Origin of the sequence: Roseateles sp., from assembly GCF_044373315.1 — a bacterium.
Lineage (GTDB): Bacteria > Pseudomonadota > Gammaproteobacteria > Burkholderiales > Burkholderiaceae_C > JACDQM01.
In genome coordinates, this window is the sequence record NZ_JBILQK010000005.1 from 59,067 (window position 1) to 85,337 (window position 26,271).

Annotated in this window: 24 protein-coding genes; 11 read left to right on the forward strand and 13 right to left on the reverse strand. The window is 66.2% G+C overall.

Annotation, left to right across the window (positions count from 1 at the left end; all coding sequences use genetic code 11):
- Nucleotides 1–16: 16 nt before the first annotated feature.
- A complete protein-coding gene (locus ACIQ67_RS02480) occupies nt 17–1,954 on the reverse strand; it encodes a PhoX family protein (protein ID WP_397532766.1) in 1,938 nt (645 codons plus the stop codon).
- Nucleotides 1,955–2,071: 117 nt separating this feature from the next.
- A complete protein-coding gene (locus ACIQ67_RS02485) occupies nt 2,072–2,689 on the reverse strand; it encodes a 2-hydroxychromene-2-carboxylate isomerase (RefSeq protein WP_397532767.1) in 618 nt (205 codons plus the stop codon).
- 180 nt (nt 2,690–2,869) lie between these two features.
- On the opposite strand from ACIQ67_RS02485, the gene ACIQ67_RS02490 reads away from it, so the two are divergent.
- Nucleotides 2,870–4,318: an alpha/beta hydrolase gene (locus ACIQ67_RS02490; RefSeq protein WP_397532768.1), complete on the forward strand. Its 1,449-nt coding sequence runs from the start codon at nt 2,870–2,872 to the stop codon at nt 4,316–4,318.
- A gap of 102 nt (nt 4,319–4,420) precedes the next feature.
- On the opposite strand, the gene ACIQ67_RS02495 is transcribed toward ACIQ67_RS02490, so the two are convergent.
- The 9 genes from ACIQ67_RS02495 to ACIQ67_RS02535 all read right to left on the reverse strand — a co-directional run bounded on the left by ACIQ67_RS02495 (nt 4,421) and on the right by ACIQ67_RS02535 (nt 13,193).
- Nucleotides 4,421–5,551: an acyl-CoA dehydrogenase family protein gene (locus tag ACIQ67_RS02495; RefSeq protein ID WP_397532769.1), complete on the reverse strand. Its 1,131-nt coding sequence runs from the start codon at nt 5,549–5,551 to the stop codon at nt 4,421–4,423.
- Nucleotides 5,538–5,963: a hypothetical protein gene (locus tag ACIQ67_RS02500; RefSeq protein ID WP_397532770.1), complete on the reverse strand. Its 426-nt coding sequence runs from the start codon at nt 5,961–5,963 to the stop codon at nt 5,538–5,540. Before ACIQ67_RS02500 ends, ACIQ67_RS02495 begins: the two co-directional genes overlap by 14 nt.
- Before the next feature lie 7 nt (nt 5,964–5,970).
- Nucleotides 5,971–6,645: an SDR family oxidoreductase gene (locus tag ACIQ67_RS02505; protein WP_397532771.1), complete on the reverse strand. Its 675-nt coding sequence runs from the start codon at nt 6,643–6,645 to the stop codon at nt 5,971–5,973.
- A complete protein-coding gene (locus ACIQ67_RS02510; protein ID WP_397532772.1) occupies nt 6,645–7,823 on the reverse strand; it encodes an acetyl-CoA C-acyltransferase in 1,179 nt (392 codons plus the stop codon). Before ACIQ67_RS02510 ends, ACIQ67_RS02505 begins: the two co-directional genes overlap by 1 nt.
- A gap of 20 nt (nt 7,824–7,843) precedes the next feature.
- Nucleotides 7,844–9,658, reverse strand: coding sequence for a bifunctional isocitrate dehydrogenase kinase/phosphatase (gene aceK, locus ACIQ67_RS02515; protein ID WP_397532773.1), 1,815 nt, complete (start codon nt 9,656–9,658; stop codon nt 7,844–7,846).
- Between the two features lie 23 nt (nt 9,659–9,681).
- Nucleotides 9,682–10,362 carry a carbonate dehydratase gene (can, locus tag ACIQ67_RS02520; RefSeq protein ID WP_397532774.1) on the reverse strand — a complete coding sequence of 227 codons (681 nt, stop codon included), beginning with the start codon at nt 10,360–10,362 and terminating at the stop codon, nt 9,682–9,684.
- Nucleotides 10,363–10,506: 144 nt separating this feature from the next.
- Entirely contained in the window at nt 10,507–11,685 is a 1,179-nt protein-coding gene (locus ACIQ67_RS02525; RefSeq protein WP_397532775.1) for an isovaleryl-CoA dehydrogenase, read from the reverse strand.
- Nucleotides 11,686–11,717: 32 nt separating this feature from the next.
- On the reverse strand, nt 11,718–12,176 hold the full coding sequence (locus tag ACIQ67_RS02530) for a PaaI family thioesterase (protein WP_397532776.1): 459 nt from the start codon (nt 12,174–12,176) through the stop codon (nt 11,718–11,720).
- A gap of 123 nt (nt 12,177–12,299) precedes the next feature.
- Nucleotides 12,300–13,193, reverse strand: coding sequence for a LysR family transcriptional regulator (locus ACIQ67_RS02535; RefSeq protein WP_397532777.1), 894 nt, complete (start codon nt 13,191–13,193; stop codon nt 12,300–12,302).
- Nucleotides 13,194–13,298: 105 nt separating this feature from the next.
- On the opposite strand from ACIQ67_RS02535, the gene ACIQ67_RS02540 reads away from it, so the two are divergent.
- Together ACIQ67_RS02540 and ACIQ67_RS02545 are read left to right on the forward strand one after the other, a co-directional pair.
- Nucleotides 13,299–14,009: a Bax inhibitor-1/YccA family protein gene (locus ACIQ67_RS02540; RefSeq protein ID WP_397532778.1), complete on the forward strand. Its 711-nt coding sequence runs from the start codon at nt 13,299–13,301 to the stop codon at nt 14,007–14,009.
- 19 nt (nt 14,010–14,028) lie between these two features.
- Nucleotides 14,029–14,622, forward strand: a complete 594-nt coding sequence (locus ACIQ67_RS02545) for an exopolysaccharide biosynthesis protein (RefSeq protein ID WP_397532779.1) — start codon at nt 14,029–14,031, stop codon at nt 14,620–14,622.
- A 26-nt stretch (nt 14,623–14,648) separates the two neighbouring features.
- On the opposite strand, the gene ACIQ67_RS02550 is transcribed toward ACIQ67_RS02545, so the two are convergent.
- Nucleotides 14,649–15,119, reverse strand: a complete 471-nt coding sequence (locus ACIQ67_RS02550; RefSeq protein ID WP_397532780.1) for a DUF1854 domain-containing protein — start codon at nt 15,117–15,119, stop codon at nt 14,649–14,651.
- Nucleotides 15,116–17,425: an ABC transporter ATP-binding protein gene (locus ACIQ67_RS02555; RefSeq protein ID WP_397532781.1), complete on the reverse strand. Its 2,310-nt coding sequence runs from the start codon at nt 17,423–17,425 to the stop codon at nt 15,116–15,118. Before ACIQ67_RS02555 ends, ACIQ67_RS02550 begins: the two co-directional genes overlap by 4 nt.
- Before the next feature lie 204 nt (nt 17,426–17,629).
- Here ACIQ67_RS02555 and cphA (ACIQ67_RS02560) point away from each other — a divergent pair, with 204 nt between their 5' ends.
- From cphA (ACIQ67_RS02560) to ACIQ67_RS02595, 8 genes are all read left to right on the forward strand, one after another.
- Nucleotides 17,630–19,807 (forward strand): cyanophycin synthetase, encoded by a 2,178-nt coding sequence (gene cphA, locus ACIQ67_RS02560; RefSeq protein WP_397532782.1) that lies wholly within the window; start codon nt 17,630–17,632, stop codon nt 19,805–19,807.
- Nucleotides 19,808–19,839: 32 nt separating this feature from the next.
- On the forward strand, nt 19,840–22,419 hold the full coding sequence (gene cphA / locus ACIQ67_RS02565) for a cyanophycin synthetase (protein ID WP_397532783.1): 2,580 nt from the start codon (nt 19,840–19,842) through the stop codon (nt 22,417–22,419).
- Between the two features lie 121 nt (nt 22,420–22,540).
- On the forward strand, nt 22,541–22,870 hold the full coding sequence (locus ACIQ67_RS02570) for an ArsR/SmtB family transcription factor (RefSeq protein WP_397532784.1): 330 nt from the start codon (nt 22,541–22,543) through the stop codon (nt 22,868–22,870).
- Nucleotides 22,871–22,894: 24 nt separating this feature from the next.
- Nucleotides 22,895–23,395, forward strand: a complete 501-nt coding sequence (locus tag ACIQ67_RS02575) for an ArsI/CadI family heavy metal resistance metalloenzyme (RefSeq protein ID WP_397532785.1) — start codon at nt 22,895–22,897, stop codon at nt 23,393–23,395.
- Between the two features lie 13 nt (nt 23,396–23,408).
- Nucleotides 23,409–23,906 (forward strand): arsenate reductase ArsC, encoded by a 498-nt coding sequence (locus ACIQ67_RS02580; protein ID WP_397532786.1) that lies wholly within the window; start codon nt 23,409–23,411, stop codon nt 23,904–23,906.
- A 17-nt stretch (nt 23,907–23,923) separates the two neighbouring features.
- The gene (locus tag ACIQ67_RS02585) at nt 23,924–24,418 is read left to right on the forward strand and encodes an arsenate reductase ArsC (RefSeq protein WP_397532787.1); all 495 of its coding nucleotides are present in this window, start codon (nt 23,924–23,926) and stop codon (nt 24,416–24,418) included.
- A complete protein-coding gene (locus ACIQ67_RS02590) occupies nt 24,415–25,071 on the forward strand; it encodes an aquaporin (RefSeq protein ID WP_397532788.1) in 657 nt (218 codons plus the stop codon). Before ACIQ67_RS02585 ends, ACIQ67_RS02590 begins: the two co-directional genes overlap by 4 nt.
- 4 nt (nt 25,072–25,075) lie before the next feature.
- Complete coding sequence (locus ACIQ67_RS02595) at nt 25,076–26,266, forward strand: MFS transporter (protein WP_397532789.1); 1,191 nt, start codon at nt 25,076–25,078, stop codon at nt 26,264–26,266.
- Nucleotides 26,267–26,271: the final 5 nt, after the last annotated feature.

Here is a 26,271-nt window from a genome sequence, read left to right on the forward strand (position 1 = left end):
CTAAGCTGTACGTCGCTCAGGTCCCGACCAGGCCGCCGTCCGCCTTGCGGATCACCACGGTGGCCGAGCGCGGGCGGGCGCCGGGGCGCTTGTCGGGCCAGTTGGAGAAGCGATCAGGCTGGGCCGGATCGCTGCGCTCGCTGGGGCTTTCGCCCGGGTGCTGGATGTTGATGAACATGCTGCGGCCGTCGGGCGTCATCGTGGCGCCGGTGACTTCGCAGCCGACCGGGCCGGTCAGGAAGCGGCGCACCTCGCCGGTCTGCGGATCAGCAGCCAGCATCTGGTTCTGGCCCATCACCGCCAGCTCGCCCTTCCCCATGGCCGAGGTGGACATATCGGTTTGGATCCACAGCACGCCGCGGCCATCGACCCACAGGCCGTCCGGGCAGGCGAAGGTGTCGCCCTTGACGTTGCCCTTGGCTTCGGCACGCTCGTTGAAGGGGTCGCCGGCCAGCACGAAGTGGTTCCACTGGAAGGTCAGGCCATCGTGGTCGCCATCTTCCTTCCAGCGGATGATGTGGCCCTGGCTGTTGTTGGCGCGCGGGTTGGCAGCATCCACGCCCGGCTGGTCCTTGCCACCGCGGTTGCTGTTGTTGGTCAGCGTGCAGTAGACCCAGCCTTGCAGGTCAACGGCAATCCACTCGGGACGGTCCATCTTGGTGCCGCCCAGCAGATCGCTGGCCTGGCGCGACTTGACCACCACCTCGCCCTGGTCGGCAAAGCCCTTGGACGCGTCGAGACCGCCCTGGCCATGCACCAGCGGTAGCCAGCGGCCGCGGCCCTCGGCGTCGAAGCGGGCCACGTACAAGGTGCCATGGTCCAGCAGCTCGCGGTTGGCGGCGGCGCCACCGGGCTTCACCGCATCGCGGCTGACGAACTTGTAGATGTACTCGAAGCGCGCGTCCTCGCCCATATAGACCACCGCACGGCGGTCGCGCGTCAGTGCCACGGTAGCGCCTTCGTGCGCGGCGCGGCCCAGCGCGGTGCGCTTGACCGGCGTGCTGCTGGGGTTCATCGGGTCGATCTCGACCACCCAGCCGAAGCGGTTCGGCTCGTTCGGGTGCTTGATGGCATCGAAACGCTCGTCATGCTCATGCCACCGGTAGCCCACCGGGTCGCCCTTGCGCAGGCCCCAGCGGGCCTCGTGCGCGCTGGGGGTGTCGGGGCCTTTGAAGTAGAAGATGAAGTTCTCTTCGCAGGTCAGGTAGGTGCCCCAGGGCGTGATGCCGCTGCCGCAGTTGTTCAGCGTGCCCAGCACGCGGCGGCCGCTCGCGTCAGCGGCAGTCTTCATCAGCGCATGGCCGGCAGCCGGGCCGCTGACCGCCATCGGCGTGCTGGCCGTGATGCGACGCGCCCAGGGCGAAGGCAGAACCACCTGCCAACGGCCATCCTTCTGCGTCACCTCGCAGACGCTGACGCCATGCGCGGCCTGCGCCTTGCGGACCTTCTCGGCCGACCATTGCGCCAAGCCATCGCGGTGCAGAAGGCCATCGTCCACATACTCGTGGTTCATCACCAGCAGGCCGCTCTTCGAGCCGTCGATCGCGAAATAGTGGATGCCGTCATGGTGCATGCCGAACTGCGCCAGCTGCTCGGCGGCAGTGTTGCTGCCGTCAGGCTTGAAGGCGGGTGCTTCGCCGGACAGGCCGACCGGATCGCCCCAGGGCGCGATCACCTGGCTCACATAGCCGGGCGGCAGGGTGACGCTGTCGACATTGCTGATGGGAATGCTGCTGAAGCCCAGCAAGGGCCCACTGCCCGCTGCCTTGCCGCCGGCGCCGCTGCTGGCGCAGCCGCTCAGGGCCGTCAACGCAGTCAGTCCGCTCAAAGGGGCCAGGAACGCTGCAGCAGCGGTGCCGCGCAGCAAGGTGCGGCGGCTGGGTTCGCTGATGTCGTGAATGCTGGGGTTGGAGGAGCGGTTGCTGTCCTCCATGCTTGAGAAGTCCTTGGCCATTGCGGAAACCTGATTAGACGGGGAGGCTGACAGCTTCCCTTGGGTTCATGACAGTACTGTGACGGCGCCCCACTCCCCCACAGACGCTGGGCCTTAGGCGTGAAGCTTTGCCCCTCCTCACAGGCCCTTCAACGGGCCTGAGCCCAGCCACTGCTCGATCTGCGCCTGCCGGTCATTGCCCCAGAAGGGCTCGCCGTCGACGATGAAGAAAGGCGCGCCGAACACGCCGCTGGCGATGGCCTGCTCGTTGACGGCCTTCAGCCGTTCCTTCCAATGCGGGTGCTGCCAGGCGGCTTCAGCGGTGTCGGCATCGATGCCACTCTCGGCCGCCAGCGCCTTGAGCTGCACCGGATCGTCCAGCTGAACGCCGCGCGCGAAATAGGCGCGCAGCCCGGCATGGGCCCAGGCCACGGCGCGTGCCGGGTCTTGCGCGTCCAGCCACCAGAACACGCGCGCCGCGTTCTGCGTGGCGATGGGGAAGCGCTCGGGCTGTCTGTAGGGCAGTCCGGCGAAACGGGCCGAGCGCTCGAAGTCGCGCAGCACATAGTCGCGCTTGATCGGATAGCCTGTCGGCGGCTTCAGCTCTGCGGCCTGGAAGGTGGCGCCCAGCAGCATCGCGTGCCACTGCACGCGCCGGCCGTGGCGCGCGGCGACGGCCTCCAGCCATTCGGAAGCGATGTAGGAATACGGCGACGAGAAGTCGAAATAGAAGTGGATGGCGGCTCGCAGATTCATGGTGCCCCAAGCCTAGCCCAGCGGAGCCGCGATGCCAGCCCTGTGAAACCCTCAAGCACGCCGACGAAGACCGTGGTGCCGCCACGCTGTCGCCTGCCGGACAGACTGCGACCGCCTCACGGCGATAGCGTCGCAGCGCGCCCTTGTTGGCGTACACACACAAAAACATTGGAGACATCGGTGAACAAGCAACACGCAACCCACGAAGGCGGCGGCTACCGCCGAATCGGCCTTGGCGCTCTAGCCCTAACGGCACTTCTCAGCGCCTGCGGCGGCTCCGACCCGGAACCCGAACCGGTACGCCCGCAGGACAGCCGTATCTTCAAGCCGGTGATCGAGACCGGCTTCGCCGCCTTGCCGGGCAGCTCGGTCGAGACCGACCGCTGGGTCGGCGTGCTCAACGGCTCGGCCTACCGCATCGAGGTGCCCAAGAACTGGAATGGCCGGCTGGTGATGTGGGCGCATGGCTATGCCGGCACCGGCGAGGCGCTCACGGTGGGCAACCCCATCATGCGCCGCCACCTGGTGGAGAACGGCTTTGCCTGGGCCGCGTCCAGCTACAGCAAGAACTACTACGACGTGCGCGCCGGCGTTGAAGACACCAATGCGCTGGCGCTGGCCTTCAACAAGATCGCTGCCGAGAAGGGCCGCACGCTGGCCGCGCCAAGCAAGATCTTCATCACCGGCATCTCGATGGGCGGGCATATCGCGGCCGCAGCCATCGAAAAGGAGGCGCTGGAGAATGCCGTCAACAAGGTGAGCTACAACGGCGCCGTGCCGATGTGCGGCGTGGTCGGCGACAACGCCTTGTTCAACTACTTCGGCGGCTACCAGCTGGCCGCCATGCAGCTGGCCGGCGTCGGCGCCACCAGCTTCCCGGTCAGTGACTGGGCCGCCAAGGCACCAGTGATCCAGGCCGCGTTGTGGAGCCGCTTCCCCACCCAGAGCAATGCCCAGGGTGACAGGCTCAAGGCCATCGTGATGAACATGACCGGCGGCCCGCGCCCCTTCTATGCCGAAGGCTGGGCCGATCCTGCCAACCAGGGCAATGTCTGGGCCTCGCTGGGTGGCGATGGCACCATCAACGGCATCCTGAACGCCAATGTGCTGGACACCACCGGCATCACCTACCGCTTCGAGACCACCAGCGGCACGCTCAGCGCCGCCGAGCAGAGCTTCAACGCCGGCCTGCTGAAGATCAGCGCGGTGGCCGACGCCAACCGGCAGCGCCGCGACGGGCTGCGCTGGATTCCGCAGGTCAACGGCGAGTTCAGCGTGCCGGTGGTCACCATCCACACGCTGGGCGATCTGTTCGTGCCCTTCCACATGGAGCAGGTCTACCGGCAGCGCGCCACCGCCAAGGGCAATGACAAATGGCTGGTGCAGCGCGCCATCCGCGATGTGGGGCACTGCGCGTTCACCGCGGCCGAAGCGGCTTCGGCCTTCAATGCGATGGTGCAGTGGGAAGCAGGCGGCGCCAAGCCTGCCGGCGATGATGTGCTGACGCCGGCCACCCTGGCCGACGGGCGCTACGGCTGCAGCTTCACCAACAACACGCCGAGCCTCGAGGACTACACCCCGCCCGCCGTGCGTGCCGCCCACCAGGCCAAGTACCCGGCCTGCAACTGAGCGCAGCCATGAGAGCCCGCAGTGCCGCAGGCGCTGCGGGCCCATCAAGCCCAGATCAAGGCCTGCGCGCAGCAGCTTCGCGGTGAGCGGCCAGGCGCCAGCTCAGCCCAGGGCTCGGCCGATCAGGATCTTCTGCACTTCCGAAGTGCCTTCGTAGATCTGGCAGACACGCACATCGCGGTAAATGCGCTCGACCGGGAAGTCCGACACATAGCCGTAGCCGCCGTGGATCTGGATCGCGTCGGAGCAGACCTTCTCAGCCATCTCGCTGGCGAACAGCTTGGCCATGGCTGCTTCCTTCAGGCAGGGCTGCCCGGCATCCTTCAGTGCGGCCGCGTGCCAGATCAATTGGCGCGCGGCCTCGATCTGCGTGGCCATGTCGGCCAGCTTGAACTGGATGGCCTGGTGCTGAAAGATCGGCTGGCCGAAGCTGCTGCGGTCCTTGCTGTAGCGCAGCGCCGCCTCGAAAGCCGCGCGCGCCATGCCCACGCTTTGGCTGGCGATGCCGATGCGGCCGCCCTCCAGGCCCGAGAGCGCAATCTTCAGGCCCTGGCCTTCGTCGCCCAGGCGGTTGGCGGCCGGCACGCGGCAGTTCTCGAAATTGATCTGCGCGGTGTCGCTGGCATGCTGGCCCATCTTGTCTTCGATGCGGGCGACCACATAGCCGGGCGTGTTGGTGGGCACCAGGAAGGCGCTGATGCCCTTCTTGCCGGCGGCCTTGTCGGTGACGGCCATCACGATGGCCACATCGCCGTTCTTGCCGCTGGTGATGAACTGCTTGACGCCGTTGATCACATAGTCATCGCCGTCACGCACAGCCGTGGTCTTCAGCCCGCCGGCCTCCGAGCCCACATGCGGCTCGGTCAGGCAGAAGGCGCCCAGCATGTCGCCGCGTGCCAGCGGCTTCAGGAAGCGCTGCTTCTGGTCCTCGTTGCCGAAGGCCATCAGGATCGAGCAGACCGGGCAGTTGTTGACGCTGACCACGGTGGAGGTGGCGCCGTCGCCGGCGGCGATCTCTTCCAGGATCACGGCCAGCGCCAGATAGTCCAGGCCGGCGCCGTCGTACTCGGCAGGCACAGCCACGCCGTAGCAGCCGAGCTCGGCCAAACCTTTCAGTTCAGCGGCCGGGAACTGGTGGCTCTTGTCCCACCCAGCCGCCTTGGGCGCGATCTGGTCTTGCACGAAAGAGCGAATCGCGTCCTGGATGGCGCGGTGGTCGTCACTGAGCAGCATGGTTTCGGGTCTCCGTTAAATCTTCTTGGTACGCGGTGCAGAACAACACCTTCCAGCCGGCCGGCAGCTGGGCCAGCTGGTAGCCGGTGCAGAACTCTTGCAGTACTTCGCCGCCGGCACGCTTGAGCGTCCAGGCAACATTGATAAAGGCGTGATTGAGGCCCAGTGGCACATGATCGCGAATCTCAAACGCCCAGCCATGCGGCCCCACATCGCGATAGACGCCGCACAGCGCCTGCATATTGGCGCGCATCGGCGCGTCTTCAGCCCAGCAGGTCACGCGCGCCACGCCGTCGCGGCTGTCGGTGATCGCGCTAGGGCTGTGCCACAGATCGGCAACAGCGTCGCCATCGCCGGCGTTGAAGGCGTCGCGGTAGCGCTCGAAAAAGGCCTGTGCTTGCTCCAGCGTCATCGCCGCCTCACCAATCCAGCGTCTGGCCGTCGTAGTTGAAGAAGCAGCCGTTGTGCTCGGGCTTGAGGGTGGCCAGCACGGTGCGCATGCCGGCCACGCTGGTGGCAACCTCGATGTCGGCACCCTCACCGCCCATATCCGTGCGCACCCAGCCTGGATGGAAGCTGATGCAGATGGCACGGCCGGCCAGTTCCAGCGAGGCGTCCTTCAACAGCGAGTTGAGCGCTGCCTTCGAGGCGCGATAGAGCCAGCCATGCGTGCCGGCCCGCAGACCGATGGAACCCATGCGCGAGGAGATGACGGCCAGGCGTGCCTGCGGCGCCAGCGCATCGACCAACTGTGGCAGCACCCGCATCGGGCCCAGCACATTGGTGTGCATCACGGCATCGAAGTCCACCTCGGTGGGTGTCTGCAAACCCTGGCTTCGCGGGCCGAAGATGCCGGCGCTGATCACCACGGTGTCGAAGTGGTGGCCGTCGATCTGCCAGGCCAGGCCGGAAACGCTGGCCGTGTCAGCCACGTCGAGCTTGAGCGCGGTGGCGCCCAGCTCGCGCAGCGCGGCCAGGCCCGCATCACTGCGGGCCGTGGCCACGACCTGATCGCCGGCGGCGCGGTACTGGCGCACCAGTTCCAGGCCGATACCGCGCGAGCCGCCGATGATCAGGATCTTCTGCTGGCTCATCAGATCAGCTCGACGCCCATTGCCGTCGCCTCGCCGCCGCCGATGCACAGCGCCGCGACGCCGCGCTTGAGGCCGCGGTGCTTCAACGCGCCCAGCAGCGTGACGATGATGCGGGCGCCCGAGGCACCGATCGGGTGGCCCAGCGCCACCGCGCCGCCGTTGACGTTGACAATCTCGTGCGGCAGCTTGAACTCGGCCATCGCAGCCATGGTCACGGCCGCGAAGGCTTCGTTGACTTCCCACAGATCGACGCTCTTGGCGTCCCAGCCGTTCTTCTTGAGCAGCTTGTCGATCGCGCCGACGGGCGCGGTGGTGAACCATTCAGGCGCATTGGCGTGCACCGCGGTGCCGACGATGCGCGCCACCGGCTTGAGGCCCAGCTTGGCCGCATGGCTCTCGCGCATCAGCACCAGGGCAGCAGCGCCGTCAGAGATCGAGCTGGACGTGGCGGCTGTGATGGTGCCGTCTTTCTTGAAGGCGGGCTTGAGGCCGGCGATCTTGTCGAGCTTGGCCTTGAAGGGCTGCTCGTCCTTGTCGAACACCTGTTCGCCCGCGCGGCCAGCCACCGTCACCGGCGCGATTTCCCAGGCGAAGCTGCCATCGGTGTTGGCGCGCTTGGCGCGCTCGGTGGACGCCACCGCAAAGGCGTCCTGCGCTTCACGCGTGAAGGCGTACTTGGCCACGCATTGCTCGGCGAACACGCCCATGGCCTTGCCGCGCTCATAGGCGTCTTCCAGGCCGTCCAGCGCCATGTGGTCGTACATCTGCGTTGCGCCGTACTTAATGCCCTTGCGCGCGAACATCAGGTGCGGCGCGTTGGTCATCGACTCCATGCCGCCGGCGATCAGGATGTCGGCGCTTTCAGCCTTCAGCGTGTCGTGCGCGAACATGGTGGCGCGCATGCCGGCGCCGCACATCTTGGACAAGGTCACCGCGCCCACCGATTGCGGCAGACCGGCCTTCAGCACGGCCTGGCGCGCCGGGGCCTGGCCCTGGCCGGCCATCAGGCAGTTGCCGATGAAGGCTTCGTTGATCGCGTCGCCGGGCACACCGGCGCGCTCGACCGCAGCCTTGATGGCGACAGCGGCCAGCTCCCAGGCCTGCAGGCCGGCGAAGTCGCCCAGCAGGCCGCCGATCGGCGTGCGGGCGGCGGAGACGATGACGATGGGATCAGACATGGTGAGGCTCCTTGTAAAGACTATTGAATGGGCAGTTCGCGGTAGTCAGGCTCGGCGGGTTCAGGCAGCGGGGCCAGGCTCGACGAGGGCTCGGCATCGAAGCGCTTGTGCGCCTCGTAGGGAAACACATCATGCACATGGCCGGCCAGGATGCGATCCTTGTGGCCTTGCCAGAATTCGGCCTCGAGCAGGTCGCCATGGTGCTTCATGAAGACCTCGCGCACGCCCGGACGCCCCAGCAAGAAGGGGCCGAAGGTCTCGGGGAAGACATCGCGCGGGCCGACCTTGTACCAAATCTCGCCTGACATCTCTTCTTCCTCGTTGCGCGGCGCAGGCACGCGGCGGAAGTTGCACTCGGTCAGGTATTCGATCTCGTCGTAGTCGTAGAACACCACCTTGCCGTGGCGGGTGACGCCGAAGTTCTTCCACAGCATGTCGCCTGGGAAGATATTGGCCGCCACCAGATCCTTGATCGCATTGCCATATTCGACCACCGCATGCTGCAGCTGCTCGGGTGTGGCTTCCTGGATGTAGAGGTTCAGCGGCACCATGCGGCGCTCGATGTAAACATGCTTGAGCACCAGGTCCTCGCCCTGTTCTTCCAGCAGGCTGGGGCAGAAGGTCTTGAGCTCCTGAATCAGCTCTTCCTCGAAGCGCACGCGCGGAAAGGCCACATTGCTGTACTCCAGCGTGTCGGCCATGCGGCCGACGCGGTCGTGCTGCTTCACCAGCAGGTACTTGCTCTGGATCAGCTCGCGGCTGGTGTCCTTCTGCGGCGGGAAGTAGTCCTTGATGAGCTTGAAGACGAAGGGGTAGCTGGGCAGGTCGAACACCAGCATCACCATGCCCTTGATGCCGGGCGCGATACGGAACTTGTCCGAGGAGTGCCGCAGGTGTGAGAGGAAGTCGCGGTAGAAGAGGTTCTTGCCGTGCTTCTGCAGGCCAATGGCGCTGTACAGCTCGGCGCGCGGCTTCCTGGGCATCATGGAGCGCAGGAACTGCACATAGGCGCTGGGGATCTCCATGTCGACCATGAAGTAGGCCCGCGCGAAGCTGAACAGCATCAGCAGATCGTCCTCGCCGAACAGCGCCGCGTCGATGTAGAGCCGGCCATTGCGCTTGTGCAGGATGGGCAGCGCGAAGGGCGTCTCGGTGAAGCCATTGATGATCTTGCCGACCAGGTAGGCGCCCTTGTTGCGATAGAACAGCGAGGACAGCACCTGGATCTGGAAGTTGGTGCGCCAGCGGAACAGGCCGAGTTCCTTCTGCACCGCGCCCAGCACATGGTCGATGTCGCGGCCGAGGTCCTCGAACTGGACTTCGAGCCTGAAGTTGTCGACCATGCGGATCATGGTCTCGCGCAGGGTCTCGCGGGTCGGGTAGTAGGCGCGGTAGGTCGGTCGCGCGGCGGGTTCGTCGTTCTCGATGTATTCGGTCGAGACGGCAGGGCGAACGAAGATGAAATCGTTCTGGAAGTAGCTGTGGTGCAGGATGCGCGTGCAGACCGAGTTGAAGAAGGTCTCGGCCAGCTCGGGCTGATGGTGATCGGTCAGCAGGCCGATGTAGTGCAGCTTGACCTGCTGCCAGACCTCCATCGGCAGCTGGCTGGCTAGGAAGCGCTCCTCCAGCAGGGCGATGCCTTCGTCCACGCGCTTGTCGTAGAACTCGATGCGCTCGCGCTGCGCCTTCTGCTGGCCATGCCAGTCGGCCTGCTCGAAGCGGCGCTTGGCCTCAGCCGTGGTGGCGCGGAACAGCCGGTAGTGGCGATTGAAGCTGCCCAGCATCGCTTGCGCGATCTCGAACGCGCGGGAGTCGGTCAGCTTCTGTGGAAACATCAAGGGCTCCGGGGCTCGGTGCCTCAGCTGGTCAAGCTGAGTCGAGCGGCCTGGTAACGCTGCTTGAGCGAACTCAGGGCTCGCTGGAACGCCGGATTCAAGCCGTCCGGTGCCGCGACGGTGATGCGCAGATCCTCCAGCAGGCCGTTGTGCAAGCCATAGACCCAGCCGTGCACGACCACGTCCTGGCCGCGCGCCCAGGCCTCTTGCACCACGGTGGTCTGGCAGGCATTGCGGGCCTGCTCCAGCACATTGAGTTCGCACAGTGCGTTGACGCGCTGATCGGGCAGCAGCGAGTCCAACCAATCCTGATGGTGGTTGCGCACGTCCTGCACATGGCGCAACCAGTTGTCGACCAGGCCCACGCGACGATCCAGCAGTGCGGCCTTGACGCCGCCGCAGTTCGAGTGGCCGACCACGATGATGTGCTTGACCTTGAGTGAATCGACCGCGAACTGCATCACCGAGAGGCAGTTGAGATCGGAGTGCACGACGACGTTGGCGACATTGCGATGCACGAACAACTCACCAGGCAAGAGGTTCACCAACTCATTGGCAGGCACCCGGCTGTCGGCGCAGCCGATCCACAGGTACTGCGGCGATTGCTGCTTGAGCAGTCGCGTGAAGAACCCGGGCTGGCGAGATTCGGTCTCGGCGGCCCAGGTCTTGTTGCTGTCAAGCAGCTCCTGCAGTTCCGTACTCATGCGGGCATTGTCGCAGTGCACAAATCTCCAACCGTAGCCACGTGGCCGGTCACATCACCTGGCTGAAACTCACATCCTCGGCGCGGATATGAGTTTTCGGCGCAACGGCGCCGCTTCGCGGCTTGTTGTCGGTGCCCTCGACCATTACATGGTCTCGGCAAACAACTCCCTGCCGATAAGCATGCGGCGGATCTCCGAGGTGCCCGCGCCGATCTCGTACAGCTTGGCATCGCGCCACAGGCGACCCAGCGGGTATTCGTTGATGTAGCCGTTGCCGCCGAAGATCTGCACGCCTTCGCCAGCCATCCAGGTGGCCTTCTCGGCGGTCCACAGGATCACCGAGGCGCAGTCCTTGCGCACTTGGCGAACATGCTCGACGCCCAGCAGATCCAGGTTCTTGGCCACCGTGTAGGCAAAACTGCGCGCGGCCTGCAGCACGGTGTACATATCGGCCACCTTGCCTTGGATCAGCTGGAACTCGCCGATGCTCTGGCCGAACTGCTTGCGGTCGTGGATGTAGGGAATGACGTTGTCCATCACGCTTTGCATGATGCCCAGCGGGCCACCGGTGAGCACCGCTCGCTCATAGTCCAGGCCCGACATCAGCACCTTGGCGCCGTTGTTGACGCCGCCCAGCACGTTCTCGGCCGGCACTTCGACGTTCTGGAACACCAGCTCTCCGGTGTGGCTGCCGCGCATACCCAGCTTGTCGAGCTTCTGCGCGATGCTGAAGCCCTGCATGCCCTTCTCGATCAGGAAGGCAGTGACGCCGCGCGCGCCCAGCTCGGGCTCGCTCTTGGCGTAGACCACCAGGGTGTCGGCGTCAGGGCCGTTGGTAATCCACATCTTGCTGCCGTTGAGCAGGTAGTAGCCACCCTTGTCCTCGGCCTTGAGCTTCATGCTCAGCACGTCGGAGCCGGCGCCGGGCTCGCTCATCGCCAGCGCGCCGACATGCTCGCCGCTGATCAGCTTGGGCAGGTATTTGGCGCGTTGCGCGTCGTTGCCGTTGCGCTTGATCTGGTTGACGCACAGATTGCTGTGCGCGCCGTAAGAGAGGCCCACCGAGGCGCTGGCGCGGCTGATCTCCTCCATCGCAACCATGTGCGCGAGGTAGCCCATATTGGCGCCGCCGTATTCCTCGCCGACGGTGATGCCCAGCACGCCCAGATCACCCATCTTGCGCCACAGGTCCATGGGGAACTGGTCACTGCGATCGATCTCGGCCGCACGCGGGGCGATCTCGGCTTGGGCAAACTCGCGCACCGCATCGCGCAGCGCGTCAATGTCTTCGCCAAGTTGGAAGTTCAGGCCGGGCAGGTTCATCAGAGTCTCCTTTGTGTGTCGGGTTCGCTGCTTCAGTATTTCAGGCCATCGCGGCCCAGAACAGTCATCACGGTGGCGCTCATGCTGGCCACCAGCTTTCGAGGTGTTTTGTCTCCGGGGTCAGCGGCGCCCCAGACCCGACCTTCGACGACCGAGATCGTGCGGCCGGGCTTCAGCACCTCGGCCTCGCATCGAAACCAGGGGCCGCGGGCAGGCGAAATCAGGTTGACCTTGAACTCGATGGTCAGCACGGCCGCCTCTTCAGGCATCAGGCTATAGGCCGCATAGCCGCAGGCCGAGTCCAGCGCCGTCGACACGATGCCCGCATGCAGGAACCCATGCTGCTGTGTCAGTTCAGGCCGGTGCCACATCGTGATGCACACCTTGCCCGGCTGAACCGAATCCAGCTCGGCACCCAGCGTCTTCATCACGGCCTGACGCTCAAAGGAGTCGCGCAGGCGCTGTGCGTAGAGCGGATCCGCAGGCTGCATGGGCGCTGACTCCAGGTTGAGGACCGGCGAGACGGTCAAGTTACGTTTACGTAAACGTCAATTGTAAACATCGCGGACGCGCATAGGCATCGGGTCTGAACGGATATCAAGGTCCGCCACGCGTCAATCGGCTCCGTCGGCCGCCGGCAGCAGCCGTCTCACCAAGGGATGGGCCACGCGCTTGGCCGTGTCGATGGCATAAAAGTGCTCGTCGACCCCGTCGCACAGCGCGACGCGGCTCAAACGGTAGCGCTCGGCCAGCTTGGCATGTGCCAGATCAGCCGCGGGGAACACACCCATGCCACCGGCACCGAAGGTCGCGAGCAGGGCTGCATCCTCAAACTCGCCGACGATGCGGGGCTTGACGCCCTGACGCTCAAACCACTGGTCGAGCCGAGCCCTGACGCCAGCATGGGTAGTCGGCAGCAGCACGGGAACGCGCGCCAGTGATGCCGGAAACTCCCGCCGGGCTTCCTCCAGCAATTCGGCCGGCGCAAACCAGGCCACCGGCGAGCTACCCAGCGAATGGCTGTAGAGCTTCAGATTCGGGTTGCTGGGCGCAGGCCGGTCCGCCAGCACCACATCAAGGCGGTGCAGGGCCAGCTCAGCCAGGAGGTCCTCGAAACGGTCTTCGTGACAGAGTAGGCGCAGGTTTGGCTCGTCCAGCACAGGCCGCAGCAGTTGTCGCACCAGCAGCTTGGGCAGGCCGTTGGAGATGCCCACCGCCAGTCGCATCGACGGGGCTGCCACCGCATCCGCCACCACGCCCGGCAACTCCATGCCCAGCTGAAAGATCTGCTCGGCCTGGCGCATGGCCGCCTGGCCGGCCTCGGTCAGCGCCAACCCTCGGCCGGCCGGCTTGAGCAAGGTGTAGCCCAGCGCCCGCTCCAACTCCCGCACCTGGGTGCTGACTGTCTGCACCGCCATGCCCAGGCGCTCAGCTGCGCGAGAGACACCGCCCTCCTTGGCGACCACCCAAAAATAGTAGAGGTGCTTGTAGTTGAAGCCTTGACTCATTTCTAATTCCCGGAAGTCTTGATCAGCCATTCTCTGCTTTTTTGTGCTGGCCTTGACGGCTATCGTGCCGCTGACCCTTTCCGTCCCTACTGCAGGAGACCCCTCATGGAACCTCTGAACTCGAACCAAGCCGCCCAGACCCTGGGTGCGCACCAGCACTCGTCCGTCACCCAGGCCAGCCGTCACAGCCCGGCCGTTCAACGCGTGCTGCGCAACACCTACGCGCTGCTGTCGCTCACCTTGCTGTTCAGCGCCTTGACCGCCAGCGCTGCCGTGGCCATGAAGGCGCCCGCCCCCGGCCTGCTGATCAGCCTGGTCGGCAGCTTCGGTCTGCTGTTCCTGGTTCACAAGCTGCAGAACAGCGCCTGGTCGCTGCCCGCCATCTTTGCGCTGACCGGCTTCCTCGGCTACACCATCGCGCCCCAGTTGACGGCGGTGCTCTCGCTGCCCGGCGGCGGTCACAGCGTGGCCATGGCCTTGGCTGCCACCGGCGTGAGCTTCCTGACGCTGTCAGCCTTCGCTCTGGTGAGCAAGCGCGACTTCAGTTTCATGGGCAGCTTCCTGCTGATCGGCATGGTGATCGCGCTGGTCGCAGGCTTGGCAGCAGCCTTCTTCAAGATCCCGGCACTGGCCCTGGCCGTGGCTGCGATGGTGGCCCTGCTGTCGGCCGGCCTGATGCTGATGGAAACCAGCCGCATCGTGAACGGTGGCGAGACCAACTATGTGCTCGCAACCGTCGGCCTGTACCTGTCGATCTACAACATGTTCAGCGCGCTGCTCGCCTTGTTTGGCATGGGCGGCAGCTCGGACGAGTGAAGCAGGACAGGTTGATCTGATGCAGAGTTCGCTACCGCACCGTTTGAGGACAGCTGCCCGCAGCCTTGGCGAGCAGAGCGTTGCGGTCGGCGAGCTCGCTGCCCTGCAGGGCCGGGCTGCCATTGGCTCGCTGCTGATCCTGCTGTCCCTGCCTTGCATGCTGCCTGTGGCGGGCGTCGGCACGGTGCTGGGCATGGGCTTGGTCGGCCTGTCGCTGGGCCTTTGGCGCCAGCAGGAAGAGCTGAGTCTTCCGGATCGCGTTGCAGGCTTCTGCATGCCGGCGCGCTGGGCACGCAAAGTGCTCAACCTTCAAGCCACGATGTACGACATCGCCGGGCGCGCTGCGCGGCAGCGCCTGAGCGCGGCCTTTGGATCTGCCGCTCGGCGAGCAACGGCGCTGACAGTGGCGCTGATGTCAGGCCTGATCATCCTGCCCATCCCCTTCGGCAACGTGCTGCCAGCCATCGCCATCAGCCTGTTCGGCCTGGGCATGGTCTTCCGGGACGGCGCGTTGATGCTGCTCGGTGGCGTGGTCAGCGTGCTGGCCGTGAGCTTCACCGCAACACTGGCCTGGGGCGCATGGCAACTCGGGCAGAGTTGGCTGCCGTTCTAGGCGTCTGCGCCGAAGGCCCCTGGCGCCTAGAGAAAACGCTCGAGCAGCTTCTTCGACTGCCGGTCCAGCGCAAACCGGTCCGGCACCTGGAACTGGATGCCGTGGCTGCTGGAGATCAGCAGCCGGCCTTGCGCGAGGCGGCGGATGTCCTCCTCGGTCCGCAGGATGAAGCGGGTTTCGCCCCGGTCCGTGGACACCGTCCATTGGCTGGGGGTGGAAAAGGTCGAGACCGAAAGAATGGCCTGCACGGTTGGCGTGAATTCACGGCTGGCGAACTCGGCGTCAAGCAATTCGCGCTCAGCCGCCGGCAGTGCCGACAGGCGCTCGATCCAGGCCAGCTCATGCCCGTCTGTACCGATCAACGAAATGCCTTCGTCGGGCGCCGAGATCGGATGCGCACGCACCGGGCTCACGCCGACATGCTCGACACCCTGCAGGTCCACCAGCACCAGGCGCCCGAAGGAATTGCGAGACAGTTGCTTGTAAGAGGCGCTCATCGCTGCTCCTCGGTATGGGCATTGGGGTTGGGCGGCAACTCGGGCATCTCGGGCTCCGACTCTTCCTGCGCCTCCGCTTCAGCACGCCTTGCCTGCGCTTCATACAGGCGCCAGTAGGCGCCCTGCTGGGCCATCAGCTCGTCATGCGGACCGACCTCAACGATCTGGCCGCGGTCCATCACCACCAGGCGGTCGGCCTTGCGCAAGGTCGAGAGCCGGTGCGCGATGGCAATCGTGGTACGCCCCTTCACCAGGTTGTCCAGCGCCTTCTGGATTTCCTTCTCGGTCTCGGTGTCCACCGCCGAGGTGGCCTCGTCCAGGATCAGCAGGCGCGGATTGATCAGCAAGGCGCGCGCGATCGAAATGCGCTGGCGCTCGCCGCCCGACAGGCCCTGGCCGCGCTCGCCCACCAGCGAGTCATAGCCTTGCGGCAGGCGCAGGATGAACTCATGCGCATGCGCGGCGCGCGCGGCGGCCACGATCTCCTCGCGGCTGGCGTCCGGCTTGCCGTAGGCGATGTTCTCGGCAATGGTGCCGAAGAACAGGAAGGGTTCCTGCAGCACCAGACCGATATGGCTGCGGTAGTCGGCCACGGCGATGCGGCGCAGATCGACGCCGTCCATGCGGATGGCGCCTTCGGTGACGTCGTAGAAGCGGCAGATCAGATTGACCAGCGTGCTCTTGCCTGAACCGCTGTGCCCGACCAGGCCGATCATCTCGCCCGGCTTGATGTCCAGCGACACGCCGCGGATCACTGCGCGGTTACCGTAGCGGAAGCCAATGTCCTGAATCTGCAGCCCGCCTTCAACCTTGGTCAGCTGCACCGGCTGGGTCGGCTCCGGCACATTCGACTGGTGGTCCAGGATGTCGAAGATGCGCTTGGCGCCTGCCGCCGCCTTCTGCGTCACCGAGACGATGCGGCTCATCGAATCAAGCCGGCCGTAGAAGCGTCCGATGTAGGCGATGAAGGCAGTCAGCACGCCGACGGTGATGTCACCACCGGCCACCAGATAGATGCCGAACGCCCAGACCACCAGCAGCCCGATCTCGGTCAGCAAGGAGACCGTGGGTGTGAACAGGCTCCAGGTCTTGTTGAGCCGGTCGTTCACCTCAAGGTTGTGACGGTTGGCATCGCGGAAGCGCTGCGCCTCACGCTTTTCCTGCGCGAAAGCCTTCACGACGCGAATGCCCGGGATGGTGTCGGCCAGCACCGAGGTCACCTCACCCCAGACGCGATCGATCTTCTCGAAGCCGGTGCGCAGGCGGTCGCGCACCATGTGGATCATCCAGCCGATGAAGGGCAGCGGCAGCAGCGTGGCCAGCGCCAGCCAGGGATTGATCGAGAACAGGATGGCCGCTGTCATCACCAGCATCAGCACATCGGTGATGAAGTCCAGCGCATGCAGGGACAGGAACACGCTGATGCGGTCGGTCTCGCTGCCGATACGCGCCATCAGGTCGCCCGTGCGCTTGTTGCCGAAGTACTCCAGCGACAGGCTCAGCAGGTGCTCAAAGGTGGCAGTCCGCAGATCGGCTGCGATCCGCTCCGAGGCCAGCGCCAGGATGTAGGTCTTGGCCCAGCCCAGCAGCCAGGACACCAGGGCTGCAGCAAACAGTCCGCCCAGGTAGAGCCCTACCAGTCCGGCGTCGATCTTGTGCCCTTGCTGGAAGGGAATCAGCACCTCGTCCATCAGCGGCATCGAGAGGTAGGGCGCGACCAGCGTCGCAGCCGTCGAGCCCAGCATCAGCGCAAAGCCCAGCAGCAATTGCCACTGGTAGGGCTTGGCGAATCGGCCCAGCCGCAGCAACACCCAGGTGGAGGGCGGCGTGTGCAGTTCGCGTGCACAGCTCGGGCATTCCTCACTCTCAGGGGGCAGCGGCGCATGGCAACTGGGGCAGTACTCCGCGTCGTCCTCGCTGCTCTCGGCGCTACCGGAGCCTTGCGCTTGCAGTCGTTCGAACTGCTCAGCAAGGCGCTGGGCCTGCAGGTTCACTTGCAAAGTGAAGCGCCACAGCGCAAATCGTTGCGAAGGCCCCACAAGTTCCAGGCTGCCGACCCCGGCATGGTCGGAGATGCGCAGTTGCATCTCCGGGCTGATCTGCCATTCAGACCACTGCTTGCCAGTGGGATCCCAGCCCAGCAACCGCTTGTTGCTCAACACCAGCAGGCCGCGCGCAAAGCTCAAACGCGAATCCAGGTCAACGTCCAGGCTGGCCAGAACGTTCTCATCTGGCATAAGACGTGACTGGACGGCGGCCAATTCCGGATGCTGTTCCGGCCCGACAACAGGATGGTGATGCTGCATTCTTTTTCTTCGCCTACGCTGCCCGGGCGGGCTCTGGGCGCAAATCGGCGCCTTGCTAAGCATGGATTTTCACCGATCAAGGCATCAATAGCGAGAAGCGGGCACTAACACCCGCGACCGGCGCCAGCCGGCCCCGAAACGAGCACAATTGCAACCTTGCCCATTTCCGGCACGCCGTCCAGGCCCAATCCAGGCGCTTTTTCCATGAGCAGACACGACGACATCAAGCTTTTGCAGGTCAACTACCTGCGTGGTCCCAATATGTGGACCTACCGGCCGGCACTGGAAACCTGGCTCGACCTGGGGACCCTGGAAGACCATCCCTCGCACCTGCTGCCCGGTTTCAACGAACGTCTGACGCAGCGGCTGCCGGCACTCATTGAGCACCACTGCGGCGTTGGCGAGCGCGGCGGCTTCCTCGAACGCCTGACCGACGGCACCTGGATGGGCCATGTGCTGGAGCATGTGGTGATCGAGCTGCTGAACCTCTCCGGCATGCCCACCGGCTTCGGTCAGACCCGCTCCACCTCCACGCACGGCGTCTACCGCATGGTGTTCCGCGCCCGTGACGAGCAGGTGGCGCGCTGTGCACTGGCCGAGGGCCATGCGCTGCTGATGGCGACCATCAATGACGAGCCCTTCGATGTCGGCGCCGCGGTGGCCCGGGTGCGCGACAAGCTGGACGACTGCTACCTGGGCCCCTCGACCGCCGCCATCGTTGCCGCGGCCACTGAGCGGCGCATCCCGCATATCCGCCTGAATGACGGCAATCTGGTGCAGCTGGGCCATGGCGCGCGTCAGCGCCGCATCTGGACGGCGGAAACCGACATGACCAGCGCGATCGCCGAAGGCATCGCCCGCGACAAGGACCTGACCAAATCACTGCTGAAGTCGGTAGGCGTACCCGTGCCTGAAGGCGTGGCCGTCAAGACGGCAGAGGCCGCCTGGGAGGCCGCACAAGACCTGGGCCTGCCTGTGGTCGTCAAGCCCTCTGACGGCAACCACGGCCGCGGCGTCACGCTGGACCTGCGCAAGCAGGATGACGTGGCGGCCGCCTTCCATGTTGCCGACAAGGAAGGCTCCGAGGTGCTGGTCGAGCGCTACATCCCCGGCAACGAGCACCGCCTGCTGGTGGTGGGTGGCCAGGTGGTGGCCGCAGCGCGTGGCGACGAGGCCTGGGTCACCGGCGATGGCCAGCACACCGTCGTGCAGCTGATCGATCTGCAGATCAACACCGACCCGCGCCGCGGCACCACCGAAGACTTCCCGCTCAACCGCATCGACATCTCCGAAGACCCAGTCGTGCTGCTCGATCTGCAGCGCCAAGGTCTCGGCCCAACAGCCGTGCCGGCCGCCGGCCAGCGCGTGCTGATCCAGCGCAACGGCAACGTCGCCATCGACTGCACCGCGCAGGTCCACGCCGATGTGGCCCACGCCGTGGCCTTGGCCGCCCGCACCATCGGCCTGGATATCGCCGGCGTCGACCTGGTCTGCGAGGACATCTCGCGGCCGCTCAGCGAGACCGGCGGCGCCATCGTTGAAGTCAACGCCGGCCCCGGCCTGCTGATGCACCTGAAGCCAGCCGAGGGCATGCCCCAGCCGGTCGGCCACGCCATCATCGACCACCTGTTCGCCAGCGAAGAGAACGGCCGCATTCCCATCGTCGGCGTGGCCGCCTCACAGGGCGGCAAGCACATCGCCCGCCTGGTAGCTTGGCTGCTGCACCTCAACGGCCGTCATGTGGGCCTGGCCTGCGGCGACGGCCTGTTCCTCGGCACGCGGCGGGTGGAACGTCGCAACAGCGCCAACTGGGCAGCCGGCCATCGCCTGCTGATGAACCGCGGCGTCGACGCCATGGTGGCTGAGAACGATGCCGCCTCCATCCTCAAGGACGGCCTGGCCTACGACCGCTGCCATGTCGGCGTGGTCACCGACATGGCAGCACTCGGTCAGCTCGACGCCTTCGATGTGCGCACCGAGGACCAGCTGTTCAAGGTCCTGCGCACCCAGATCGACGTGGTGCTGCCTGACGGCGTTGCCGTGCTGAACGCCGAACAGCCCAAGCTGGTTGAAATGGCTCCGCTGTGCGACGGCGATGTGGTGTTCTACGCGCCCGATGCCGGCAACGAGACGCTGAGCGCGCACCGCGCAAACGGGGGCCGCGCGGTCTTCCTGCATGGCGGTGCCGCGATGCTGGCCGATGGCGCCTCCGAGACTTCGGGCGCCAATCTGGACGCGCTGCACAAGCGCTACAGCGCTGCCGGCATCGACATCGACCGGCGCACGCTGCTGGCTGCTGTCGCCACGGCCTGGGCCATGAACATCCCGCCCGAACTGATCTCCGCAGGCCTGGACACCTTCGTGCCCGAGCTCACGCACTGAACCCGACCTGACCCTCCGAAAGACGACGCACCATGGAAGTCTCCCGCATCCGCGCGTTGCGCGGCCCGAATATGTGGAGCCGCCACACGGCCATCGAGGCAGTGGTCCGCTGCGAAGCGCATGAACGCGCGATCGCCGACCTGAATGGTTTCGAAGCCCGGCTGCGCGCGCTGTTTCCGGCCATCGGCGCGCTGCGCCCGGCCAGCGCCCAGAAAATCGACATCTCGCTGGCCCATGTGTTGGAACAGGCCGCGCTGGCACTGCAAGCCCAGGCCGGCTGCCCGGTGACCTTCAGCCACACCCACATCACCTCCGAGCCTGGCAGCTACCAAGTGGTGGTGGAGTACAGCGAAGAAGACGTCGGCCGCATGGCCTTCGAGGACGCCGTGGCCCTGGTGACGGCCGCCGCCACGAGCGGCAACTTTGACGCTGATGCCTCGCTCAAGCGCCTGCGCGAGACCGACGAAGACGTGCGACTCGGCCCCTCGACCGGTTCCATCGTCGAGGCCGCTGTCAAGCGCGGAGTGCCATATCGCCGCCTGACCCAGGGCAGCCTGGTGCAGTTCGGCTGGGGCGCCAAGCAGCGCCGCATCTGGGCGGCCGAGGTCGATGCGACGAGTGCCGTCTCGGAATCGATCGCGCAAGACAAGGATCTCTCCAAACGCCTGCTGCAGGCCGCCGGTGTGCCGGTGCCAATCGGGCGCCCGGTGGACTCGGTCGATGACGCCTGGGCCGCTGCGCTCGAAGTGGGCCTGCCGGTGGTAGTCAAGCCGCAGGACGGCAACCAGGGCAAGGGCGTCACGGTCAACGTCGCCAGCCGCGAGCACATGGAGATCGCCTACAAGGCCGCTGACGAGATCGGCCAGGTGATGGTCGAGAAGTTCCTGCCTGGCAGCGACTACCGCCTGCTGGTGGTCGGCGACAAGCTGGTGGCCGCCGCGCGCCGCGACCCACCGCATGTGATCGGTGACGGCGTGCTGACCGTCAAGCAGCTGGTCGACAAGGTCAACGCCGACCCCAAGCGCGGCGACGGCCATGCCACCTCGCTGACCAAGATCCGCTTCGATGACATCGCCGTGGCGCGTCTGGAACTGCAAGGCCTGACACCGGACTCTGTGCCCGACAAGGGCCGCCGCGTGATCCTGCGCAACAACGCCAACCTGTCCACCGGCGGCACCGCCACCGATGTGACGGACGATGTGCATCCCGAGGTGGCCGCACGCGCCATCGCCGCAGCCCAGGTCGTCGGCCTGCATGTCTGCGGCGTCGACGTGGTGGCCGAAGGCGTGCTGCAACCGCTCGAAGAACAGAGCGGCGGCATCGTCGAGGTCAACGCCGCGCCGGGCTTGCGTATGCACCTGAGCCCCAGCTATGGCAAGGGCCGCAATGTCGGCGAAGCCATCATCGCCCACCTCTACGGCCACGGCCACAAAAGCGAGGACGGCCGCATCCCGGTGGTGGCCGTCACCGGCACGAATGGCAAGACCACGACCACGCGCCTGATCGCACACCTGTTCGCCACCTGCGGCCTGCGCGTGGGCATGACCAATACCGACGGCGTCTATGTGGACGGCCGCCAGATCGACAGCGGCGACTGCTCGGGCCCGAAGAGCGCGCGCAATGTGCTGATGCACCCCGATGTCGAGGCCGCGGTGTTCGAGACCGCGCGCGGCGGCATTCTGCGCGAAGGCCTGGGCTTTGATCGCTGTCAGGTGGCCGTGGTCACCAACCTCGGCGATGGCGACCATCTGGGCATGAACTTCCTCAACACCGTCGACGAACTGGCCCTGGTCAAGCGCGTGATCGTGCAGAACGTCGCCCCCACCGGCTACGCGGTGCTGAATGCCGCCGACCCGGTGGTGGCTGCCATGGCGGGTGTGTGCCACGGCCAGGTCATCTTCTTCGCTGCCGACCGCCATCACCCGCTGATGGCCACGCACCGCGCCCAGGGCAAGCGCTGCGTCTATGTGGACGGCGATCAACTGGTGGCCGCGCAAGGCTCCTGGCGCGAAAGCATCCCGCTGCGCGACATCCCGATCACCCGCAGCGGCACCATCGGCTTCCAGGTCGAGAACGCCATGGCCTCCGTGGCCGCCGCCTGGGGTGTGGGGCTGGACTGGGACACGGTGCGCCGTGGCCTAGCCAGCTTCGCCAACGACGCTGACAACGCGCCCGGCCGTTTCAATGTGATGGACTACCGCGGCGCCACAGTGATCGCCGACTATGGCCATAACGGCGATGCGATGCGCGCTCTGGTGGCCGCCGTCGAGGCCATGCCGGCCAAGAAGCGCTCGGTGGTGATCTCCGGCGCCGGCGACCGCCGCGACGAGGACATCCGCATCCAGACCCAGATCCTGGGCCAGGCCTTTGACGATGTGCTGCTGTTCCAGGACGCCTGCCAGCGCGGCCGCGAGGATGGCGAGGTGCTGGCCCTGCTGCGCCAGGGCCTAGAGGGCGCCCGCCGCACCAGCCGTGTCGACGAGATCCGCGGCGAGTTCGTCGCCATCGACACTGCGCTTGAGCGCCTGCAACCCGGCGATCTGTGCCTGGTGCTGGTCGACCAGGTGGAAGAAGCTTTGGCGCATCTGGCCGGCCGCATCGCGGCTGGCTGAGTTCTTCTGCTGCTGCGTTGCCCTCAGTCCGGACGGCTCGCGACGAAGAACTTGGCGCCGACCCAAGCAAGCCCGCTCGACGGGCTTGTTTTCAATTCCATATTTCGACTATCATTGAATTATGGAAGAACAAGACGCGATCAAGTCCCTGGCTGCCTTGGCCCATGGTGCCCGGCTGCAGCTGTTCAGGCTGCTGGTGGTGGCAGGGCAGACCGGCCTGACGCCCGGTGCGATGAGCGAGCAACTGGGTCTGCCCGCGGCCACCCTGTCCTTCCATCTGAAGGAACTCGCCAACGCCGGGCTGGTCAGCCAGCAGCGCGATGGCCGCTACCTGATCTACCGAGCCGCATTCGATCAGATGACGGCGCTGCTCGGCTACCTCACCGAAAACTGCTGCCAAGGCACGGCCTGCCTGCCGGCAGCAGCCTGCAAACCAAGCAAGTCCTGCTGAAAAACCCATTCAAGGAGCCTCGCCATGAAGCGATTCCATGTGCATGTCCGCGTTGCCGATCTCGGCAGCAGTGTGGCCTTCTATTCCAAGCTTTTCGGCGCCGCGCCGGCCCGCCAGGAGAGCGACTACGCCAAGTGGATGCTGGAAGACCCGCGCATCAACTTCGCGATCTCCTCGCGCGGCGGCGAACCCGGCGTCGACCACCTCGGCTTCCAGACCGACAGCGCCGAGGAGTTGGTCGCGATGAAAGCACAGGCCGAGTCCGCCGACATGGCCCTGGCCGATGAAGGTGAAACCACCTGCTGCTATGCCCGCAGCGACAAGTACTGGGTGACCGACCCGCAGGGCCTGGCCTGGGAGCATTACCACACGCTGGGCAATGTGCCGCTGTTCAGCATGCCGGCTGACGATGCTGCCAAGCCCGCCGAAGCCGCAGCCTGCTGCGCCCCGGCACCGAAGGCCGTGGCGGTCAGCGCTGCAGGCTGCTGCCCGCCGGCCAGCGCCGGCAAGTCCTCCTGCTGCTGAAGCCGAGGTCACCATGAATCAAGGCAAGCCCAAGAACGTCCTGTTCGTCTGCACCGGCAACTCCGCCCGCTCTATCCTGGCCGAAGCCTTGCTGAACCAGATGGGCCAGGGCCAGTTCCAGGCCTGGTCGGCCGGCAGCCACCCGACCGGCGTCGTCAACCCGCTGACGCTGCAGACACTGCAGCGCCTTCAGCTGCCCTCGGGCAACTGCCGCAGCAAAAGCTGGAGCGAGTTTGCCGGCCCGGATGCGCCGGCACTGGACTTCGTCTTCACCGTCTGCGACCAGGCGGCCGGCGAAGCCTGCCCGGTCTGGCCCGGTCAACCCATCAGCGCGCACTGGGGCCTGCCCGATCCCGCTGCCGCACAAGGCAGTGACGAGCAGCGCAGCCATGCCTTCATGAACACCGCGGTGGCACTCAAGCGCCGTATCGAGCTGATGCTGGCCCTGCCCATCAGCAGCCTCAACCGCCTGTCGCTGCAGCAGGCACTGCGCGACATCGGCCAACAGTAAACCAAGGTTGCCTGTCCATGACCACCAATGTCCTGATCCTCTGCACCCATAACTCGGCGCGCAGCGTGCTGTCCGAAGGCATGCTCAACCACTGGGCAGCCAAACTCGGCAAGGATGTGCGCGCCTACAGCGCCGGCAGCGCGCCCAGCGGCCGCCTCAACCCCTTCGCACTGGAAGCGCTGACCAAGGCCGGCGTTGACGTGACACCCTATCGCAGCAAGAGCTGGGATGAGTTCGTCGCACCCGGCTCGCCCGAGATGCGCATCGTCATCACCGTGTGCGACAGCGCTGCTGCCGAGACCTGCCCCTACTGGCCTGGCTCGCCGGTCAAGGTGCACTGGGGCTATGCCGATCCGTCCAATGCCGAGGGCGGTGACGCCGGCAAGCGCGCCGCCTTCGAGCTGACGCGTCAGGCCATTGGCTATCGCATGCTGCAGCTGCTGCAGCTGCCGCTGTCCAGCATGGGCAATGCCGAACTGCAGCAGGCCCTGACGGAGATTGCACAGCAATGAGGCTCAGGCATCGTCTGCTTGCCGAGGTGCTCGGCACAGCCTTGCTGCTGGCCATCGTCATCGGCTCCGGCATCATGGCCGAGCGCCTGGCGGGCGGCAATGTGGCCCTGGCTCTGCTGGCCAACACCTTGGCCACGGTCTTTGGCCTGTATGTGCTGATCGAAGTGTTCGGGCCGATCAGCGGCGCCCACTTCAACCCAGCCGTCAGCCTGGCGATGGCCTGGCGCGGTGAGCTGGACAAGCGTGCGCTGCCGCCCTACATCCTGGCCCAGCTGCTGGGCGCGATGCTGGGCGCCTGGCTCGCGCATGCGATGTTCGAGCTGCCGGTGTTGCAGTTCTCGGCCAAGCTGCGCGACGGGCCGGCCCAGTGGCTGGCCGAGGCTGTGGCCACCGCCGGCCTGCTGCTGGTGATCCTGCGCGCGCCTGCGGCCCGCGTCAGCAGCCTGGTGGCGGCCTATATCGGCGCGGCCTACTGGTTCACCGCCTCCACCTCCTTCGCCAACCCGGCCGCGGCCTTCGGCCGCATGTTCAGCGACAGCTTCGCCGGCATTGCGCCCTCCAGCGTGCCTGGCTTCATGGTCGCGCAGCTGCTGGGCGCTGCCGCCGGCCTGTTGCTGCACCGGTGGCTGGGTGAATCCGAAGCCCGCGCCTGAGGCCATGCCCGCCCCGACGCCGCGGGCCTGGCTGATCGTCTGCGCGCTCGGTGTCGCACAGATCATCTCCTGGGGCAGCTACTTCTATGCCTTCGCGCTGCTGATGCAGCCGCTGCAGCAGCAGCTGGAGGCTAGCCAGGCGGTGGTGGTCGGCGCCTTCTCCCTGGCCCTGCTGGTGGCGGGGATCCTGTCGGCGCCGGTCGGCCGCTGGATCGACCAGCATGGCGGCCATGCGCTGATGAGCTGGGGCTCGCTGGCCGGTGCGGCGCTGCTGGCCCTGCTGAGCCAGGTGCAGAGCCTGCTGCAGCTCTACCTGGTGTGGGCCGGCCTGGGCGCGGTGATGGCCGCCACGCTTTACGACCCCGCTTTCGCCGTGCTGGCGCGCCTGTTCAAGGAGGGGCCGCGCAAGGCCATTACCGTGCTGACGCTGTTCGGCGGCTTCGCCAGCACCGTGTTCTGGCCGCTCACGCAAGGCCTGCTGGACACGCTGGACTGGCGCCAGACCCTGTGGGTGCTGGCCGCCATCAACCTGTTGCTGTGTGTGCCGATCCACGCCCTGCTGCTGCCGCGCGCCGCGCCGGCCGGCAGGCACGCCGCCGCTGCCGCGCCACCACGCACCCGCTGGCGCGAACTGCTGGCCCGGCCCGGTTTCGGCTGGCTGTGTGCAGCCTTCACCGCCAACACGCTGGTGTTCTCGGCCCTGGCCGTGCACCTGCTGACGCTGCTGGGCAGCCGCGGCCTGAGCCCGTCCCAAGCGGCCTGGGTGGGCGCGCTGATCGGTCCGATGCAGGTGCTCGGGCGGGTGCTGGAGTTCGTCTTCCTGGGCCAGGTGCGGCCCTCGCGGCTGGGCGCGCTAACGCTCTGGCTGTTGCCGGCCTCGCTGGCGGTGTTGCTGCTGGCCGAAGGCGCCAGCCCCTGGATCGCGCTGTTCGCCCTGCTCTACGGCGCCGGCAACGGCATGATGACCATCGTGCGCGGCGCGCTACCGGCCGAACTCTATGGCCGCGAGCAATACGGCGCCATCAACGGTGCGCTGGCCACGCCGGTTCTGCTGTCCAAGGCCGCCGGCCCGGTGCTAGCCGCCTGGTTGCTGGGCTGGCTGGCGCCGTTGCCGTTGATCGGCGTGCTGGCCGCGCTGGGTGCCATCGCCGCACTGCTGTTTGCGCAAGCCATCGCCAGCCATCGCTCAAGTTAGCCCAG